17 protein-coding genes and 1 tRNA gene are annotated in these 18,808 nt (G+C 71.9%); 11 read left to right on the forward strand and 7 right to left on the reverse strand.

Going from position 1 to position 18,808, the window contains the following annotated elements; all coding sequences use genetic code 11:
- The first annotated feature begins 2 nt into the window (after nucleotides 1–2).
- The 5 genes from E9934_RS16265 (at nucleotide 3) to pyk (ending at nucleotide 6,619) form a co-directional block, all read left to right on the forward strand.
- Nucleotides 3–1,067 carry a LacI family DNA-binding transcriptional regulator gene (locus tag E9934_RS16265; protein WP_202977358.1) on the forward strand — a complete coding sequence of 355 codons (1,065 nt, stop codon included), beginning with the start codon at nucleotides 3–5 and terminating at the stop codon, nucleotides 1,065–1,067.
- Nucleotides 1,067–2,746 carry a ribulokinase gene (araB, locus tag E9934_RS16270; protein ID WP_136563957.1) on the forward strand — a complete coding sequence of 560 codons (1,680 nt, stop codon included), beginning with the start codon at nucleotides 1,067–1,069 and terminating at the stop codon, nucleotides 2,744–2,746. Before E9934_RS16265 ends, araB begins: the two co-directional genes overlap by 1 nt.
- Nucleotides 2,743–3,420 (forward strand): L-ribulose-5-phosphate 4-epimerase, encoded by a 678-nt coding sequence (locus E9934_RS16275; protein ID WP_136563958.1) that lies wholly within the window; start codon nucleotides 2,743–2,745, stop codon nucleotides 3,418–3,420. The genes araB and E9934_RS16275 overlap by 4 nt, the downstream gene beginning before the upstream one ends.
- Nucleotides 3,421–3,498: 78 nt before the next feature.
- Nucleotides 3,499–5,010 carry an L-arabinose isomerase gene (araA, locus tag E9934_RS16280; protein ID WP_136563959.1) on the forward strand — a complete coding sequence of 504 codons (1,512 nt, stop codon included), beginning with the start codon at nucleotides 3,499–3,501 and terminating at the stop codon, nucleotides 5,008–5,010.
- Nucleotides 5,011–5,185: 175 nt separating this feature from the next.
- On the forward strand, nucleotides 5,186–6,619 hold the full coding sequence (gene pyk, locus E9934_RS16285) for a pyruvate kinase (RefSeq protein WP_136564020.1): 1,434 nt from the start codon (nucleotides 5,186–5,188) through the stop codon (nucleotides 6,617–6,619).
- Between the two features lie 128 nt (nucleotides 6,620–6,747).
- Here pyk and E9934_RS16290 read toward each other — a convergent pair whose 3' ends face one another.
- The 3 genes from E9934_RS16290 to E9934_RS16300 form a co-directional block, all read right to left on the reverse strand.
- Nucleotides 6,748–7,128 (reverse strand): DUF779 domain-containing protein, encoded by a 381-nt coding sequence (locus E9934_RS16290; protein ID WP_202977359.1) that lies wholly within the window; start codon nucleotides 7,126–7,128, stop codon nucleotides 6,748–6,750.
- 89 nt (nucleotides 7,129–7,217) lie between these two features.
- The gene (gene exaC, locus E9934_RS16295; protein WP_136563961.1) at nucleotides 7,218–8,741 is read right to left on the reverse strand and encodes an acetaldehyde dehydrogenase ExaC; all 1,524 of its coding nucleotides are present in this window, start codon (nucleotides 8,739–8,741) and stop codon (nucleotides 7,218–7,220) included.
- Between the two features lie 213 nt (nucleotides 8,742–8,954).
- Entirely contained in the window at nucleotides 8,955–10,157 is a 1,203-nt protein-coding gene (locus E9934_RS16300) for a GAF domain-containing protein (protein WP_136563962.1), read from the reverse strand.
- A 229-nt stretch (nucleotides 10,158–10,386) separates the two neighbouring features.
- On the opposite strand from E9934_RS16300, the gene E9934_RS16305 reads away from it, so the two are divergent.
- On the forward strand, nucleotides 10,387–10,860 hold the full coding sequence (locus E9934_RS16305) for a GyrI-like domain-containing protein (protein ID WP_158295037.1): 474 nt from the start codon (nucleotides 10,387–10,389) through the stop codon (nucleotides 10,858–10,860).
- Nucleotides 10,861–10,878: 18 nt separating this feature from the next.
- On the opposite strand, the gene E9934_RS16310 is transcribed toward E9934_RS16305, so the two are convergent.
- Complete coding sequence (locus E9934_RS16310) at nucleotides 10,879–11,508, reverse strand: HAD family hydrolase (RefSeq protein WP_136563964.1); 630 nt, start codon at nucleotides 11,506–11,508, stop codon at nucleotides 10,879–10,881.
- A gap of 246 nt (nucleotides 11,509–11,754) precedes the next feature.
- Between E9934_RS16310 and E9934_RS16315 the strand changes: the two genes are divergently transcribed.
- Nucleotides 11,755–11,844, forward strand: a tRNA-Ser gene (locus tag E9934_RS16315).
- A gap of 92 nt (nucleotides 11,845–11,936) precedes the next feature.
- Nucleotides 11,937–13,397, forward strand: coding sequence for a protein adenylyltransferase SelO (locus E9934_RS16320; protein ID WP_136563965.1), 1,461 nt, complete (start codon nucleotides 11,937–11,939; stop codon nucleotides 13,395–13,397).
- Nucleotides 13,398–13,422: 25 nt separating this feature from the next.
- Here E9934_RS16320 and E9934_RS16325 read toward each other — a convergent pair whose 3' ends face one another.
- A complete protein-coding gene (locus E9934_RS16325) occupies nucleotides 13,423–14,475 on the reverse strand; it encodes a type II toxin-antitoxin system HipA family toxin (protein ID WP_158295038.1) in 1,053 nt (350 codons plus the stop codon).
- Nucleotides 14,476–14,512: 37 nt separating this feature from the next.
- A complete protein-coding gene (locus E9934_RS16330; RefSeq protein WP_136563967.1) occupies nucleotides 14,513–14,758 on the reverse strand; it encodes a transcriptional regulator in 246 nt (81 codons plus the stop codon).
- Between the two features lie 67 nt (nucleotides 14,759–14,825).
- Here E9934_RS16330 and E9934_RS16335 point away from each other — a divergent pair, with 67 nt between their 5' ends.
- On the forward strand, nucleotides 14,826–15,743 hold the full coding sequence (locus tag E9934_RS16335) for an alpha/beta hydrolase (protein ID WP_136563968.1): 918 nt from the start codon (nucleotides 14,826–14,828) through the stop codon (nucleotides 15,741–15,743).
- A gap of 27 nt (nucleotides 15,744–15,770) precedes the next feature.
- On the opposite strand, the gene E9934_RS16340 is transcribed toward E9934_RS16335, so the two are convergent.
- Nucleotides 15,771–16,187 carry a hypothetical protein gene (locus E9934_RS16340; RefSeq protein ID WP_136563969.1) on the reverse strand — a complete coding sequence of 139 codons (417 nt, stop codon included), beginning with the start codon at nucleotides 16,185–16,187 and terminating at the stop codon, nucleotides 15,771–15,773.
- A 231-nt stretch (nucleotides 16,188–16,418) separates the two neighbouring features.
- Here E9934_RS16340 and E9934_RS16345 point away from each other — a divergent pair, with 231 nt between their 5' ends.
- On the forward strand, nucleotides 16,419–17,318 hold the full coding sequence (locus E9934_RS16345; protein WP_136563970.1) for an AAA family ATPase: 900 nt from the start codon (nucleotides 16,419–16,421) through the stop codon (nucleotides 17,316–17,318).
- 17 nt (nucleotides 17,319–17,335) lie between these two features.
- Nucleotides 17,336–18,763 (forward strand): VWA domain-containing protein, encoded by a 1,428-nt coding sequence (locus E9934_RS16350; RefSeq protein WP_136563971.1) that lies wholly within the window; start codon nucleotides 17,336–17,338, stop codon nucleotides 18,761–18,763.
- The last annotated feature ends 45 nt before the right edge of the window (nucleotides 18,764–18,808 follow it).

Genomic DNA, 18,808 nt, shown 5'->3' on the forward strand with positions numbered 1-18,808 from the left:
CCATGGACTTCCCGCGGGGCCCCGAGATGAGTGAGGCGCCTCGCCGCATCCCCGTGATGGCGGACGTGGCCCGGCTCGCCGGGGTCTCCCACCAGACCGTCTCGCGGGTGGTCAACGGCCAGACCAACCTCCGCCCGGAGACCCGGGAGCGGGTGCTGCGGGCGATCGACCAGCTGGGCTACCGGCCCAACACGGCCGCGCGCAGCCTGGTGACCCGACGGTCCGGGACGATCGGCGTGATCGGCTCGCGCAGCGGCTTCTGGGGTCCGAGCACCGTGCATCGCGCGATCCAGGCCGCCGGTCGCGACGCGGGCTACTTCGTCAGCTCGGTCAACGTGCAGCTGCTCACCCGCAACGAGTACGTCGACGCGATCGACCACCTGCGTGACCAGCACGTCGAGGGCATCGTCCTCATCGCCGCCAACGACGACGCCGTCGACGCGGCGCGGGCCCACGCGGGTCGCGGCGTCCCCGTCGTCGTCGTCGAGGGAGACCAGGCCAAGACGGAGTGGACCGTCGGCGTCGACCAGCTCGCCGGCGCCGAGATCGCGACCCGTCATCTCATCGAGCTCGGCCACGAGCGGATCCTCCACGTCTCCGGCCCCTCGGCCTGGACCGAGGCCCGCGCCCGGCTCGCGGGCTACCGCAACGCCATGTATGCCGCCGGACTGCCGCCGCTGCTGCACGTCGAGGGTGACTGGTCGGCCCGGAGCGGCTACGAGGCCGGACGCCTGATCGCCGAGCGCGACGACGTCACCGCGGTCTTCTGCGCCAACGACCAGACCGCCCTGGGCCTGCTGCGCTCGCTGAGCGAGGCCGGTCGGTCGGTCCCCGACGACCTCAGCGTGGTCGGCTTCGACGACATCCCCGAGGCGACGTACCTCATCCCGCCACTGACCACGGTCCGCCAGGACTTCGACGCCGTCGGCCGGCGCGCGATCCAGATCCTGCGGTCCGCACTGACCGACGAGGCCGCACCCGAGCGGCTCATCGAGCCGGAGCTGGTCGTCCGGGCCAGCACCGCATCCCCCCGAGCACGAGACCAACGAGAAGGAGCGCGAGCCTGATGAGCGCGGGCCAGGAGCACTACACGATCGGCGTCGACTACGGCACCCTCTCGGGCCGCGCCGTCGTGGTCCGGGTGTCCGACGGGGCCGAGCTCGGCTCCGCCGTGCACGCCTACGAGCACGCCGTCGTCGACGCGACGCTGCCCGGCACGGGTGAGGCGTTGCGGCCGGAGTGGGCGCTGCAGGTGCCCGAGGACTACCGCCAGGTGCTCCGGATCGCCGTCCCTGCGGCGGTCTCGGCCGCCGGCATCGACCCGGCCGACGTGGTCGGCATCGCGACCGACTTCACCGCCTGCACCATGGTGCCGACCCTGGCCGACGGCACCCCGCTGTGCGAGGTGCCCGACCTGGCCGGCCGTCCGCACGCCTACGTCAAGCTCTGGAAGCACCACGCCGCGCAGCCGCACGCCGACCGGATCAACCGGTTGGCCGAGGAGCGTGGCGAGGCCTGGCTGCCGCGCTACGGCGGCCTGATCTCCTCGGAGTGGGAGTTCGCCAAGGGCCTCCAGATGTTCGAGGAGGACCGCGAGGTCTACGACCGGATGGAGCGGTGGGTCGAGGCCGCCGACTGGATCGTCTGGGAGCTGTGTGGGGCCTACGTCCGCAACGCCTGCTCCGCCGGCTACAAGGGCATCCTGCAGGACGGCGCCTATCCGTCGACCGACTTCCTCGAGGCCCTCGCGCCCGGCTTCGGCGGCTTCGTCGCCGACAAGGTCGAGCACCCGATCTGCGAGCTCGGCGCGACCGCCGGCCGGCTGACCGCCGAGGCGGCCGCCTGGACCGGCCTGCCCGAGGGCATCGCCGTCGCGGTCGGCAACGTCGACGCACACGTCACCGCCCCGGCCGCGCAGGCCGTCGATCCCGGCCAGATGGTCGCGATCATGGGCACGTCGACGTGCCACGTGATGAGCGCCGACGTGCTCCGCGAGGTCCCCGGCATGTGTGGCGTCGTCGACGGCGGCATCATCGCGGGCCGCTGGGGCTACGAGGCCGGCCAGAGCGGTGTGGGCGACATCTTCGGGTGGTTCGTCGACAACGCCGTCCCGGCGTCGTACGCCGAGAGTGCCGCCGCCGCGGGGGAGTCGGTCCACGAGCACCTCACCCGCCTGGCCGCGCAGCAGGCGATCGGCGAGCACGGCCTGGTCGCACTCGACTGGCACAGCGGCAACCGGTCGGTCCTCGTCGACCACGAGCTCTCGGGTCTCGTGGTCGGCCTGACCCTCGCCACGAAGCCGGAGGACGTCTACCGCGCCCTGCTCGAGGCGACCGCGTTCGGCACCCGCGTGATCGTCGAGACCTTCCGCGACAGCGGTGTGCCGGTGGAGGAGTTCGTCGTCGCCGGTGGTCTGCAGAAGAACGCGCTGCTCATGCAGATCTACTCCGACGTCACCCGCCTTCCGCTGTCGGTCATCGACTCCGACCAGGGCCCGGCGCTGGGCTCGGCGATCCATGCCGCCGTCGCGGCCGGCTCCTACCCCGACGTACCGACCGCCGCGAAGGCGATGGGCAAGGTCCGCAAGGCCGTCTATGTCCCCGACGAGACGCGCGCCCAGGCCTACGACCGGCTGTTCGCGGAATATCGAGAGCTGCACGACCACTTCGGCCGCGGCGTCACCGCCATGCGGCGCCTCAAGGCGATCCGGCGCGAGGCCGTGGCCGGCAAGGAGAGCGCACGATGAGCGTCGTCACCGACGTCGACCAGACGATCCGCCAGGTCCGCCGCGAGGTCGCGACGCTGCACGCCGAGCTGCCGAAGTACGGCCTCGTCGTGTGGACCGCGGGCAACGTGTCCGCGCGCGTCCCCGGCCACGACCTGCTCGTCATCAAGCCCAGCGGCGTCTCCTACGACGACCTGACCCCCGAGAACATGGTCGTCTGCGACCTCGACGGCAAGGTCGTCGAGGGCGAGCACGCGCCGTCGTCGGACACCGAGGCGCAGGCCTACGTCTACCGGCACCTGCCGCAGGTCGGCGGCGTGGTCCACACGCACTCGCCGTACGCCGTCGCGTGGGCCGCCCGCGGTGAGGCGATCCCGTGCGTCACCACCATGTGCGCCGACGAGTTCGGGGGCGAGATCCCGGTCGGACCGTTCGCGATCATCGGCGACGACTCGATCGGACGCGGGATCGTCGAGACCCTGCGCGAGAGCCGCTCGCCCGCCGTCCTCATGCAGAACCACGGCGTCTTCACCGTCGGCCCCAACGCGAAGTCGGCCGTCAAGGCGGCCGTGATGTGCGAGGACGTCGCCCGTTCGGTGCACCTGTCCCGCCAGCTCGGGCAGCCGATCCCGATCGCGCAGCCGAGCATCGACGCCCTCCATGACCGCTACCAGAACGTCTACGGCCAGCGCTGATCCGCTGACCGAGCCACTGAGACACCACCACGACGCCCGCCGCGACCTGGATCGGGCGCCTGACCAGCAGGAGATCACGTGACCACCAACCCCACCCCCGAGCAGGAGATCTGGTTCCTCACCGGGAGCCAGTCCCTCTACGGACCGGAGACGCTGCAGCAGGTCGCCGACCAGTCGCGCGCCATCGCCGACCGGCTCGCCGAGCTGTCGGACCTGCCGGTGCGGGTCGTGTGGAAGCCCGTCCTGCTCGACGCGGCCGCGATCCACCGCCAGGTCCTCGAGGCCAACCTCGACCCGGCCTGCGTCGGCCTGATCACGTGGATGCACACGTTCTCGCCGGCCAAGATGTGGATCGGCGGCCTCGACGCCCTGCAGAAGCCGCTGCTGCACCTGCACACGCAAGCCGGCATGGCGCTGCCGTGGTCGACGATCGACATGGACTTCATGAACCTCAACCAGGCCGCCCACGGCGACCGGGAGTTCGGCTACATCCAGACCCGGCTGGGCGTGCCGCGCAAGACGGTCGCGGGCCACGTCGACAACCCCGTCGTGCGCCGGCGGATCGAGGAGTGGGCCCGCGCCGCCCGCGGTCGCGCCGAGCTCCGCCAGCTCAAGCTCGCCCGTTTCGGCGACAACATGCGTGACGTCGCCGTCACCGAGGGCGACAAGGTCGAGGCCCAGCTGCGCTTCGGAGTCTCGGTCAACACCTACGGCGTCAACGACCTCGTCGCCGTCGTCGACCAGGTTGCCGACGCCGACATCGACAAGCTCGTGACGGAGTACGCCGACCTCTACGCCATCGCGCCCGAGCTCCTGCCCGGCGGCGAGCGCCACGAGTCGCTGCGTTACGGCGCCCGCATCGAGGCGGGCCTGCGGACCTTCCTCGAGGACGGCGGCTTCGGCGCGTTCACCACCAACTTCGAGGACCTCGGCGGCCTGCGCCAGCTCCCCGGCCTGGCCGTGCAGCGGCTGATGGCGGACGGCTACGGCTTCGGCGGCGAGGGCGACTGGAAGACCTCGGTCCTGCTGCGCGCCACGAAGGTGATGGCCGAGGGCCTGCCGGGCGGCACGTCCTTCATGGAGGACTACACCTACCACCTGGTTCCCGGCGAGGAGAAGATCCTCGGCGCGCACATGCTGGAGGTCTGCCCCACCCTCACCGACGACCGCGCCTCGCTCGAGGTGCACCCGCTCTCGATCGGCGGCCGCGAGGACCCGGTCCGGCTGCGGTTCACCGCCGACCCCGGCGCCGCCGTCGTCGCCGGCCTCTCCGACCTGGGCGACCGGTTCCGGCTGACCGTCAACGAGGTCGACGTCGTCGAGCCCGACGAGGCGCTGCCGCAGCTGCCGGTGGCCTGCGCGGTCTGGGAGCCCCGCCCGTCGCTGGCCACCTCGGCCGAGGCGTGGCTGATGGCCGGCGCGCCGCACCACACCGTGCTGTCGAAGGCGGTCGGCGTCGAGGTGCTCGCCGACTTCGCCGAGATGACCGGGGTCGAGGTCGCGGTGATCGACGCCGACACGACCCCGCGCGGCTTCCAGCGGGAGCTGCGCTGGAGTGCGGCGTACCACCGCCTCGCCGAAGGCCTCTGATCGATTGATTGGATCGATCCAATAGACTCACCGGGGGTCGCTCAGCCCGCCAGCCGGCGGCCCCCGGTGCATTCCACCCCTTCCCTCCAGGAGACCTGCCGTGACCGGCCTGCTCGATCGTCCCGACCCCGTCATCGACGCCGACGTCCAGGACGCCGCCGAGCGGGTCCCCGCCCTGCCGCGCGGTCGCCGCGCCAAGATCGTCTGCACGCTCGGCCCGGCCACCGCGTCCGAGCGGCGGATCCGTGCGCTCGTCGACGCCGGCATGGACGTCGCGCGGCTGAACATGAGCCACGGGACGCACGCCGACCACTCCGAGGTCTACCGCCGGGTGCGCGAGGCGTCGGAGGCCAGCGGCCACGCGGTCGCCGTGCTCGCGGACCTGCAGGGGCCGAAGATCCGCCTGCGCCGGTTCGCCTCCGCCACCGTGCTGCGCCGCGGCCAGCGCTGGACGATCACCACGCGCGACGTCGACGGCAACGGCGAGATCTGCGCGACGTCGTACGACGGGCTGCCGGGCGACGTCCGCCCCGGTGACCCGATCCTGGTCGACGACGGCAAGATCCGGCTGCGGGTGGTGGAGGTCAGCGAGACCGACGTCGTGACCGAGGTGCTCGTCGGTGGCCCGGTCAGCGACCACAAGGGCATCAACCTCCCGGGCGTCGCGGTCTCCGTGCCGGCGCTGTCGGAGAAGGACGCCGCCGACCTGCGCTTCGCGCTGCGGCTGGGCGCCGACGTGGTCGCGCTGAGCTTCGTGCGCAACGCCTCCGACGCCGCCGACGTGCGCGCGATCATGGCCGAGGAGGGCATCGAGGTCCCGGTCATCGCGAAGATCGAGAAGCCCCAGGCCATCGAGAACCTCGACGAGATCGTGCGCGCCTTCGACGGCGTCATGGTCGCCCGTGGCGACCTCGGGGTCGAGTGCCCGCTCGAGGAGGTGCCGTTCCTGCAGAAGCAGGTCATCGTCGCGGCCCGCCGCAACGCCCGCCCCGTGATCGTCGCGACCCAGATGCTCGAGTCGATGATCACCAACCCCGCCCCCACCCGGGCGGAGACCAGCGACGTCGCCAACGCCGTCCTCGACGGTGCCGACGCGGTGATGCTGTCCGGCGAGACGAGCGTCGGCGCGCACCCGATCACCACGGTCGAGACGATGGCGCGGATCGTCGCGTCCACCGAGCGCAGCGCGCTCGACGACCAGCAGTTCGGGCGGTTCGACCGGATCGAGTTCGACCCGCACACGCGGGGCGGCGTGATCACCAAGGCTGCCGAGGAGGTGGCCGAGCGGACCGGCGCGTCGTACGTCGTCGCGTTCACGCAGTCCGGCGACTCGGCGCGTCGCGTGGCCCGTCTCCGCAGCCGGATCCCCGTCCTCGCCTTCACGCCCGACCCGAAGGTGCGGGCGCAGCTCGCCCTCAGCTGGGGCGTCGAGACCTACCTGACTGCGCCTCCGCTCGACACCGACGACATGGTCACCCAGGTCGACCACGAGCTGCTGCGCACCGGTCGGGTCCTCGAGGGCGACCTCGTCGTGATCGTCGCGGGCAGCCCGCCCGGCGTCCCCGGCTCCACCAACGCGCTCTGGATCCACCGGATCGGCCAGCGCTGACGCTCGTTGCTGGCGGGATCCGCTCGCCCCCGTCGGCGGGGCGGCGTGTCACATCCGTACGCCGCCAGCCCGCGACCGCATCGCCCACAGCAGCAGGTCCCGGGCCAGCAGTGCGACCTCGCGGGCGATCATGCCGTCGCCTCGGCGAGCTCCGCGTGCTCCGCGTCGGTCAGCAGCCGCGACCGAATCAGGAAGCGCACGCCGTGCGGCGCCTCGAGCGAGAAGCCGGCGCCGCGGCCCTTGACGACGTCGATCGTCAGGTGGGTGTGCGACCAGTACTCGAACTGCGCCTTCGACATCCACACCGGGACCGCGCGGTCCAGGCCGACGTCGAGGTCGCCGAGGTGGACGTCGGCGTCGCCGACGAGGAAGTCGCCGTCCGGATAGCACATCGGCGCCGACCCGTCGCAACAGCCGCCGGACTGGTGGAACATCACCGGCCCGTGCGCTTCGGTGAGGGTGCGGAGCAGCTCCGCCGCGGGTTCGGTGACATCGACCCTGCTGGGCACGGGATCCTCCTGGGCTGGTGGTGTCGGTGGTGCAGTGGTCCCCGATGCGGGGGACGGCATCCGTCCCCCGCACCGGATTGACGGTCGGCTCAGAAGAAGCCGAGCGCGTCGGGGCTGTACGACACCAGCAGGTTCTTCGTCTGCTGGTAGTGGTCGAGCATCATCTTGTGGTTCTCGCGGCCGATGCCCGACTGCTTGTAGCCGCCGAACGCGGCGTGCGCGGGGTAGGCGTGGTAGTTGTTCGTCCACACCCGGCCGGCCTTGATCTCCTTGCCCGCGCGGAAGGCCTGCGCCCCGTCGCGCGACCAGACACCGGCGCCGAGGCCGTAGAGCGTGTCGTTGGCGATCTTGAGGGCGTCGGCCTCGTCGTCGAAGCCGGTCAGCGAGACGACCGGGCCGAAGATCTCCTCCTGGAAGATCCGCATCGAGTTGTCGCCCTCGAAGATGGTCGGCGTGACGTAGTAGCCGCCGGCGAGGTCGCCCTCGAGGACGTTGCGCTCGCCGCCGGTGAGGAGCTTCGCGCCCTCCTCCTTGCCGATCTCGATGTACGACAGGATCTTCTCGAGCTGGTCGTTCGAGGCCTGGGCGCCGATCATCGTGGTGTCGTCGAGCGGGTTGCCCTGCTTGATCTTCTCGACCCGGGCGACGGCGTCGTGGACGAAGTCGGAGTAGATGCTGCGCTGCACGAGGGCGCGCGACGGGCAGGTGCAGACCTCGCCCTGGTTGAGGGCGAACATCGCGAAGCCCTCGAGCGACTTGTCGTAGAAGGCGTCGCGCTCGTTGGCCACGGACTCGAAGAAGATGTTGGGGCTCTTGCCGCCGAGCTCCAGGGTCACCGGGATGATGTTCTGGCTGGCGTACTGCATGATCAGCCGGCCGGTCGTGGTCTCGCCGGTGAAGGCGACCTTCGCGACCCTCGAGGACGACGCCAGCGGCTTGCCCGCCTCGACGCCGAACCCGTTGACGACGTTGAGGACGCCCGCCGGGAGCAGGTCGCCGATCAGCTCGACGAGCTTGAGGATCGACCACGGGGTCTGCTCGGCGGGCTTGAGGACCACCGCGTTGCCGGCGGCCAGGGCCGGGGCGAGCTTCCAGACGGCCATGAGGATCGGGAAGTTCCACGGGATGATCTGCCCGACGACGCCCAGCGGCTCGTGGAAGTGGTAGGCGATCAGGTTCTCGTCGATCTCGCCGATCGAGCCCTCCTGGGCACGCAGGGCGCCCGCGAAGTAGCGGAAGTGGTCGATCGCGAGCGGGATGTCGGCGGCGAGGGTCTCGCGGACCGGCTTGCCGTTCTCCCAGGTCTCGGCGACCGCGATGGAGGCGAGGTTGGCCTCCATGACGTCCGCGATCTTCAGCAGGATGTTGGCCCGCTCCGTCGTGGAGGTCTTCCCCCACGAGGGAGCGGCAGCGTGGGCGGCGTCGAGGGCGGCCTCGATGTCCTCCTCCGTGCCGCGGGCGATCTCCGTGAACGGCTTGCCGTTGACCGGCGAGATGTTCTCGAAGTAGGCGCCCTTGATCGGGTCGACCCACTGGCCACCGATGTAGTGGCCGTAGCGCGGGGCGACGGTGACGAGGGAGTCGGGCTGTCCGGGTGCTGCATAGACGGTCATGGTGTGCTCCGTAGTGGTCGTGGTGGGCCGCCCGTGTGACGGCGATCACGACGCTAGGAGTCGGCACGTTGCAGCTTCGTTGCGAGTCCGCAGGCCCCGGTGGTCGAGGAGCCCCGCGAGGAACGAGCGGGGCGTCACGAGACCGCTGTGGTCACCTCGCGGAGGTGGCTGCGGACATCTCGTGACGCTCGCTGGCGCTCGCTCCTCGATGACCTAGCGCAGTTCGCGGTCCAGGCGGGCGATCTGGCCGTCGACGAGGGCGCGCATCGGCGAGCTCGACCCTAGGGCGGCCTGCTGGGCGAGCCACATCTCGTAGTCGTCGCGACCCCAGCCGGACCGGGTCCACGCCGACATCAGCTCCGGGGCCCGGGAGCGGAGCAGGGACTGGCGCAGCGAGGCGGCGAGCCCCTCCCGGATCCGCACGATGCCGGGTGCGGTCGAGCGGGGCAGGATCGGCCCGGCGTAGGCCTTCATCGCCGCGCGGAGGTCGCCGGCCGCCAGCTGGGCCTCGATGGCGAGCCAGTCACCGGTGACGGGGGCGGCGAGCCGGTAGGGGCGGCTGGCGAGCAGCTCGTCCCCCAGCAGGCCACGGAGCCGGTTGAGCTCGGCGCGCAGGGTCGACCTACCGCCGTCCTCCTCGTAGAGCAGCACGCCCAGCTCGTCCCCGGTCAGGCCCGTGGGGGAGGAGGCGAGCAGCGCGACGATCTCGCTGTGGCGACGGGAGAGGCGGAGGCGGGTGAGCTTGCCGCGGCCGTCGTCGACAGTCACCAGGGCCTCGTCGTGGCCGAGCAGCTCGAGCAGCAGGCGCAGCCCTGCGCGCCCGTCCGTGGGCGGCCGGGGAGGCGCGACACGGGCGAGCTCGGCCTCGGCGAGCCGGGCGGCCGCGCGCACCATCGCCATGGTCTGCGGCACGACGATCGCATCGCCGCCCGTCACGTCGAGCACGCCGAGCAGCTGGCTGCTGGCGGGGTCGTGGATCGGTGTGGCCGCACAGCTCCAGGAGCGCACGGAGGAGCGGAAGTGCTCCTCACGGGTGATGAAGGCCTCGCGTCCGGTGGCCAGGGCGAGGCCGGGTGCGTTGGTGCCGGCGAGCCGCTCGTCCCAGTTGCTGCCCTCGACGAAGCCGATCCGCTCGGCCTGGCGCAGCTTGTCGGGGTTGCCGCAGACCCACAGCAAGGTGCCGTCGGCGTCGGCGAGGGCCATCACGGCACCGCAGTCGCGAACCTCGCGGCCGAGGACGTCGTCGAGGAGCGGGAACACGCGGGCGAGGGGATGGGCCTCGCGCTGGCCGCGCAGGTCGGGGGTCTCGAGCGCGATCGGCGCCTCGGCCTGGGTGACCTCGACCCCGGCAGCGGCGGAGCGCTCCCAGGAGGCGGCGACCTCGGCGCGCATGCCGGGTGCGTCGCTCCTGCTCATGAGTCCAGTAGACATCGTCGTCCCCCGTGTGACCAGCGTCTCGTCCCGTCTGCCTCGGGCCCACGATCCGCCCGCAACGTTGCATCGACGTTGCACGCCCCGCCGAGGTGCGCCGGTCTCTCGCGCGAAGTGTGGGGCTTTCTCGGTCGAGGTGCGGGCTTTTCTCGGTCGAGATGCGACGAGGCGATGAGTACGGCGGCTGTCGGTGGTCTGAGCGAGCATGGCCGACATGACCCCCGCCCCCCTCATCCTCACCGACGTTCCCGCCGCCGAGCCCACCGTGGTGGAGGTGGCCGGCGACATCCCGGTCGTCCAGCTGCGCCACACCGCCGTCACGTTCGACGACCTCGGCAGCATCTTCGACTCCGGCTACTCCGTCCTCGCCCAGCTCGGTCCGATCGGACCCGGCTACGCGATCTACGACGGCGACATGGACAAGCCGTTCGACGTCACCCTCGGCTTCCCGGTGGCGCAGGTGCCGGCGCAGCTGCCCGACGGCGTCGAGGCGTCGACCTTCCCGGGCGGCTCCGTCCTGCTCGTCTCCCACCTCGGGTCCTTCGAGGACCTGATGCCGGCGTGGGAGCGGTTCGTCGCCCACGAGAAGGCGCCGCAGAGCCTGCGGGCGATCGAGATCTACGTGACCGATCCGTCGGTCACCCCGGTGGAGCAGCAGCGCACCGACCTGCTGCTGCCGCTCTCCTGAGCAGCGCGCCGGTCAGGGTCAGCGGCCGGCCAGGTGCCGGTCCAGCCAGCCGGGGAACGCGGTCAGGTCGTCGAGCACGACGTGCGTGCCGGCGTCCATCAGCTCCTCGCGACTGCACCCGCCCGTCAGCACCGAGACACTGGTGACACCGGCTGCGAGCGCGCCCTCGACGTCGTGGACGTGGTCGCCGACGTAGATCTGCGCACCCTCCCGCTGCAGCGCCGCCGCCTTGCCGATGCCCCACACCTCGCCCTCGATGAGGTCGACGTCGAAGCCCAGGTGGTCGACGTGCCGCTGCACGTTGGGCGTGAACTTGCCGCTGATCACGACGATCCGCCCGCCGTGTCGTCGTACGGCGGCCAGGGACTCGTGCGCGCCCGGGAACGCGCCGACGGCGGGGACGGCGTGGTCGGGGTAGAGCACGCGGAAGCGGTCGACCGCGGGCTGGATGGCCTCCTCGGCCAAGTGCGGCTCGAGCATCATCGACAGCGGCGGGCCGAGCACGGCGGTCATCAGCTCGACCGGGAAGTCGACCTCGAGCTCGGTGCCGAGCGCGCGCAGCACGGCCTGGAAGCCGAGGGTCGTGTCGATGAGTGTCATGTCGAGGTCGAACCCGACGACCAGGTCTCCGCTCACCTCGCTGCGCATGCCCGAACTCTAGGGAACCACTGATCAATCCCGCCTACTGCGCGCCGCGATGCGGCACGCTGGCGGCGCCAGGGACGCTCGAAAGGCGCCCAGCCTGTCTTCGCGCCCCTGGCTTGCCAGCGCACTCGCCTCGCGACGCTCGCGACGGCGCCATTGATCAGTGCTTCCCTAGGTCGCCTCGCACCCGGACCCGGTGTCGCCGGGCGCGATTTCAGCGCCGGTTCGGGCTCCGGTAATGTTCCCCGCGGTGGCGTGTCCGAGCGGCCTAAGGAGAACGCCTCGAAAGCGTTTGTGGGCGCAAGTCCACCGAGGGGTCAAATCCCTCCGCCACCGCCAGCAGCACGAGAAGCCCCCGTCGAGCGACAGCCCGGCGGGGGCTTCTCGCGTCCGCCGGGAGTGGGTGCCCGCCGTCGCCGTACGCTCGAACCATGACGACGCAGGCGACCGGGGCGGCGACGCTCCAGCACCGGTTCGCGACCGCCCTGCCCGAGCTCGCCCTTCCCGCACAGGCGGCCGAGGCGCCTGACCCGCGGCTCGTGGTCCTGAACGAGCCGCTCGCGCGCGAGCTGGGACTCGACCCGGACCGGCTGCGGAGCCCGGAGGGGCTGGGACTGCTGACCGGCACCGTCGTCCCGGAGGGGGCGACGCCGGTGGCGCAGGCCTATGCCGGCCACCAGTTCGGCGGGTTCGCCCAGCTCGGTGACGGGCGGGCGCTGCTGATGGGGGAGCTGGTCGATGCCGACGGTCGGCTGCGCGACCTCCACCTCAAGGGCTCGGGCCGGACCCGTTTCGCCCGCGGGGGTGACGGGCTCGCGGCGCTCGGGCCGATGCTGCGGGAATACGTCGTCAGCGAGGCCATGCACGCTCTCGGCATCCCCACGACCCGCTCGCTGGCGGTGGTCACCACGGGCCGCGGCGTCCACCGCGAGACCGTGCTCCCGGGGGCCGTGCTGGCCCGCGTGGCGAGCAGCCACCTGCGCGTCGGCACCGTGCAGCTCGCGCGGGCGACCGACGACGTCGACCTGCTGTGGCGGGTCGCCGACCACGCCATCGAGCGCCACCACCCGGAGGCCGCGGCCGAGCCGAACCCCTGTCTCGCGCTCTATCGCGCCGTCATCGCGGCGCAGGCCGGGCTGGTCGCACGCTGGATGCTCGTGGGCTTCGTGCACGGCGTCATGAACACCGACAACGTGACCCTGTCGGGCGAGACGATCGACTACGGCCCGTGCGCCTTCCTCGACGCCTTCGACCCGCACACGGTCTTCAGCTCGATCGACGAGGGCGGGCGCTACGCCTACGGCAACCAGCCGCCGATCGCGGAGTGGAACCTCGCCCGGCTCGGCGAGGCCCTGCTGCCGCTCCTCGCCGACGAGCAGGACCGGGCCGTGGAGATCGCGACGGAGGCGCTCGGCTCGTTCCGCGAGGAGTACGCCGCGTCGTACGCCGCCGGGCTGCGGGCCAAGCTCGGCCTGACCGCCTGTGACGACCTCGAGGCGATCGAGCGGCTGGGCACGTCCGTGTTCGAGCTGCTGCAGGCCAGCCACGTCGACCACACCTCGTTCTGGCGCCACCTCGCCACCGCTGCGCGCGGCGACAGCGAGCCGGTGCGTGGCGTGTTCCTCGACCTCGCCGGGATCGACGCGTGGCTCGAGGACTGGCGTGCGCTGTGCCCCGACGCCGACGCGATGGACCGGGTCAACCCCGTGCACATCCCCCGCAACCACCTCGTCGAGGAGGCCCTCGACGCCGCCACGGCCGGGGACCTCGCGCCGCTGGAGCGGCTCCTCGAGGCGGTGCGCTCGCCCTTCGACCCGGTCCCGGGTCTCGAGCGGTACGCCGAGCCGGCGCCCGCCGACTTCGGGCGCTACCGCACCTTCTGCGGCACCTGAGAGTCTCCGCAGCCGCCTCAACCGGTCATCCGTGGCCGGCGGCGCCGACACGGGCGCGGTAGTCGTCCAGGACCAGGCCGACGTGGTCGAGCTCGCGATCCGGCACGTCGTTGGACCGGGCGACGGCCCGCCAGTCCTCGAGCACCTCGGCGATGCGATGCAGCCCCGCGGTCGCCTCGTCCTCGGCCATCCCGAAGTACGCCGCCCCATGGACCAGCGCGCGCAGCGAGGCCTCGCGACGATCGGCCCCGGCCAGGCTGGTGGCGCGCCCTCGCTCGAGGCGCGGATCGATGTTGATGTCGAAGGCCGGGGCCAGCGTCCATCCACCGCGGGTTCGCAGGAACCCGTGGTTGCGGAAGTGGTCGTCGGTGTTGTTGGCCGCGACGGTGAATGCGATCCGGTGCCACGTGGCGCGCAGGTCGGACACGGCGTTGGCCGAGTGGTCCTCGATCGCGGCGACCATGTCCAGATAGTCGTTGCCGGCGCTGCTCCGGGCCTCGCTCAGGGTGCGGACGCTGATGTAGCCGAGGCGCTCCGCCGCTCGGTCGAACCTGGTGAGCATCAGGACGTGGCGGCCACCGACGTCGACCAGGCGTCTCTCGGGGACTTCGATGCCGCATCGCTCGGCCAGGTCGAGGGCGGTCTTCTCCCACGCCATGACGTCCCACTCGTCGTCCTGGTGGGGGAACTTCGCGATGAGGAGCCGGCCCTCGTCCTCGACCGATGCCTTGGGGCGAGCGCCGCCGAGCGTTGTGCTGCCGGCGTCGAGGAGGGTCTTGAGTGCCGCTGCCGTCTCGGGGTCGTCGTCGGCCGCCACCCGGTCCGCGGCAGCCAGCAGGTCCGGAAGGGCGACGAGCTTCGGGACCGTCGCGCCGGACACGAGGAACTCGCCGGTCCCGGGCTCGGCGTACCCGAGGTTGCCCTGGCGGGAGTGGTCGCTGACGCCGACGAGGAAGTCCACGTCCGTCACCGGGGGAGGTGCCTGGCCGGCGGCGGCTGCGTCGAGTCGCAGCTTCTTCTGCACGAGCCGGCGACCCCACCATGTCGCCGTCCCGGCGTGCACCGTCTCGCCGGCCACATCGATGTGACCTCGAGCGCGGTCGGGCGCGGGAGGCTCATCGCGACGGTCCCCGGACCCGCTGCGGCAGGATCTCGTCGGCCCGGGCGCGACCGAGATCGGTCTCGTAGGGATCGGTGGCGTCGATCGCGCGCTCGAGCTGACCGAGGGCGCGCAGCACGTTGAGGTAGGCGCCGACACTCACGCCGAGGTCGCCGGCCTGGAGCTTGCGCCACGTCGACAGGTGGCCGCCCAGCTCCGCGCCGGCGCGCACCAACCGTGCTTGGGGCGGACGCTTTGCCATGCGGTGCCCAGCAGGGTCAACCGCCCGGCAGACTGGGGCGTCGGTAGGGGGAGAAGGAGGAGGTGGCATGGCGGAGCCGAAGTCGGCAGGTCGTCCGCGTCGGGTCACCCGCCGCCGGCTGCTGGGTGGCAGTGCCGCCGTGGTCACGGCGGGAGCCGCGGCGCTGGCCGGCGTGGAGCTCGAGGTGCTTCCGGGCAAGTCGACGCTCTATCACCGCCTGGGCCACGACGGGGAGGACGGCGTCGTACCGTCCGTCGAGCCGGGCCGGCTCGACTCGGGAGCCTTCGCGTCGCGAGCCCGGGGCCGGGAGGTGGGATGGGCGGTCGCCCGGCCGCCCCGGTCCGGCGCCGCGGCGCCCCTGCCGGTCGTGCTCGTGCTGCACGGCCGGGGCAACGACCACCGCATGCCCTTCCAGCGAGACGGACTCGGCCTCGACCGCTTCCTCGCGCGGGCCGTCGATGACGGTCTACCGCCCTTTGCGCTGGCAAGCGTCGACGGTGGCGAGGCCTACTGGCACGACCGCGCCGATGGGGACCGCGCGCAGACCATGGTGCTCGACGAGTTCCTTCCCCTCCTGGCCGACCAGGGGCTGGACACCAGCAGGATCGCCCTCGCCGGTTGGTCCATGGGTGGCTTCGGCGCCCTCCACCTCGGCGCGGTCCTCGGTCCGGAGCGGGTCGCCGCGGTCGCAGCCCTGTCGCCCGCGCTGTGGCACGACTACGACGACACGGCACCCGGCGCCTACGACGACGCCGACGACTTCGACCGGGTCAGCGTGATGGACCGTCAGGCCGATCTCGACGGCATCGCGGTCAGGGTCGACTGCGGCCAGGGAGACCCGTTCTGTGCCGCCGGCCGCGACTACGTGGACGGGTTCGACCACCGACCGGCCGGAGGATTCCAACTCGGCGACCACGATCGCGGCTACTGGCGACGGATGGCGCCCGACGTGTTGCAGTTCGTGGGGGAGGCGCTCGCGGGCTGAGGCGGCGGGCGCCGACCGAGGGTCTCGTCAGTCCTGGGCGGCAGGCACGGCCTCGAGGCCGTCCTGGCCGAGGTCGACCTCGGCGTGCTCAGCCTCCGGGCCCAGGCAGACCGCAACGAGCTGACCGGCGACCTCGCCGCTGAACACGGCCCAGCCCCGGTCGAAGGAGACCACCTCGGTCGCCCCCTCGGGGGTGCGGACGATCGCCTTGCTGGGGATGATCGAGCGGTCGAACCCGGTGAAGGAGCAGCGGTTCTGCTGCATCATCTCGTCGAGCGGGCCCGAGGACATGTCGAGCCGGTCCGACGGAGCGGGCTGTGGCTCGGCGAGCATGTTGAGCGCCCCGAAGCCGGCCAGCAGCGTCAGCGCTCCGACGGTCGTGCCGACCTTGATCGACCGGACGGTGGCCTGGAGCCACGGGGGGATCGCGCGCTCGTACGACATCGAATCCCCCTTTCCGACTGGTGATCGGAGCTCAGCGGGGCCGACGGTCTGCCGTTCCCCTGCTGTGGGTCTCAACGACCTGGACCCGCCGGGGCTACGAGTCCGCGGCTGAGAACTCCCTGTGTGAGCGGCGTCACGGTGACCAGCGGCCGTGCCTGCCGCCGCCCCCGTCACGGTCCCTCTCACCGAGCCGGGTACGCCGGGCCGCGGCTCGCGCGGCAGGATGGGGCCATGAGCACCCCGCCGACCTGGTTCGCATCCCCGGCCGACGCCGCCGCCCGGCTGGGCGAGTCCGGCTATCTCGCCGACGCGGCGACCGCCACCACGGCGTACCTCGCCGGAGCGCTGGAGAAGCCGCTGCTGCTCGAGGGCCCCGCCGGCGTGGGCAAGACCGAGCTGGCCAAGGCGGTCGCCCGGGCCACGGGTGCCGACCTCGTGCGGCTGCAGTGCTACGAGGGTCTCGACGAGGCGCGGGCGCTCTATGAGTGGAACTACAAGAAGCAGCTGCTGCGCATCCAGGCTGCCAACGCCGGCGGTGGCCCCGAGGGCGGCGGCGTCGACTGGGACGCCACCCACGACGACATCTTCTCCGACGAGTTCCTGCTGACCCGTCCGCTGCTCACCGCCATCCGGCGCGAGGAGCCGACGGTGCTGCTGATCGACGAGGTCGACAAGACCGACATCGAGGTCGAGGGCCTGCTCCTCGAGGTGCTCAGCGACTTCCAGGTCACGATCCCGGAGCTCGGCACGGTCACCGCCACCCGCCGCCCGTTCGTCGTCCTGACGTCCAACGCCAGCCGTGAGCTCTCCGAGGCCGTCAAGCGACGCTGCCTCTACCTCCACCTCGACTATCCCGACGCCGCGCGCGAGCACGAGATCCTGCAGCAGCAGGTGCCCGACCTCGACGACCGGATCGCCGAGCAGGTCGTGGCCACCGTCGCGCGGCTGCGCGAGCTCGAGCTCAAGAAGGCGCCGTCGATCGCGGAGTCGGTCGACTGGGCGCGCACCCTCATCGCGCTCGAGATCCGCGACCTCGACAGCACCGCCATCCGCGACACGCTCAGCGCCGTGCTCAAGCACAAGTCCGACCACGAGCGGGCCGTCAAGGAGCTCAAGCTCAACCGAGCCTGAGGCAGACGGAGACGACCGTGAGCACCGAGCCGACCCGTGAACGCCGCGACCAGTCAGGTCTCCTCGACCGCCACCTGGCGTTCGTGGAGGCCCTGCGCGGCGCCGGACTGTCGGTCTCCCTGGCCGAGGATCTCGACGCACTCCTCGCCCTCGGCGCGGTCCGCTGGGACGACCGTGAGACCGTGCGTGACGCCTTCGCCGCCACGATGGTCAAGAAGCAGGCGCAGCGGGTCACCTTCGACGCGCTCTTCGACGTCTACTTCCCCGCGATGGTCGGCGACGGCGTGGCCCGGGAGGGCGCGCCCGACGCCGAGGGCGACCAGGGTGCGGTCCGCGACAACGCCACCGCGCTGCTCGACTTCCGCGAACGGCTCGGCGAGGTCCTGGAGGCAGCCCAGCTCGACCCCGCGGAGATGCGTCGGATGGCGGCGGAGATGGTCGGCCGGTTCGGCTCCATGCCGGGTCGCGGCCCGGGACTGTCGTCCTGGTCGGCGTACACGGCGCTCCAGCGGGTCTCGCCCCAGGAGCTGGTGGACCAGATCATGCAGGCCCTGATGGCCGCCGGCGCCGACGAGGACGATGCCCGGCGGCAGGCCAACCGCCGGATCGGGGCCTTCGCCGCCACGGTCGAGGACGACGCACGGCGCCGCATCGCGGAGGAGAAGGGGCCCGAGCACATCGCCGACGTCGCGATCCGCCCCAGCATCGACAAGCTCGCCTTCATGTCGGCCCGTCGCGTCGACCTCGACGAGATGCGCAAGGAGATCTTCCCCCTCGCCCGGCGGCTCGCGACGCGGCTCGCCAAGGAGCAGCACTCACGCCACGCCCGCACCGCGCCGCTCGACTTCCGGCGCACGGTGCGTGCCTCCATCGCCACCGGTGGCGTCCCGATCACCACGCACCACCGACCCAAGCGGCCGCACCGCACCGACCTCGTCGTCCTCACCGACATCAGCGGCTCGGTCGCCAACTTCTCCCAGTTCACCCTGCTGTTCGTGTTCGCGCTGCGCGAGGTGTTCCAGTCGATGCGCGCCTTCACGTTCATCGACCACGTCCATGAGGTGACCGACCACTTCCGTCCCGGCGCCGACCCGGCCGACGTGATGGCCGACCTCGCCGCGTCCGCCAGCCACGCCGCCCTGTGGGGGCGCACCAACTACGGCCGGGCCTTCGCCAAGTTCAACGAGAACTTCGCCGACGCGCTCACACCGAAGACCACACTGCTGATCCTCGGTGACGCCCGCTCCAACTACAGCGACCTGCACGAGGACGCCCTGCGCCAGCTCGCCGGCTCGGTGAAGCGGTCCTTCTGGCTCAACCCCGAGCACCAGCGCAACTGGGGCACGGGCGACTCCGCGGCCCCGACGTACGCCGACATCGTCCCGATGATCGAGTGCCGCAACCTGACTCAGCTGAGCGAGTTTGTTCACGACCTCGCTTGGTGAGGGCGAAATGAGTTTCGCCGGCCGGCCGGTGAAACTCCCGCGAGC

The organism is Nocardioides caeni, from assembly GCF_004912195.1.
In the GTDB taxonomy this organism is placed as follows: domain Bacteria; phylum Actinomycetota; class Actinomycetes; order Propionibacteriales; family Nocardioidaceae; genus Nocardioides; species Nocardioides caeni.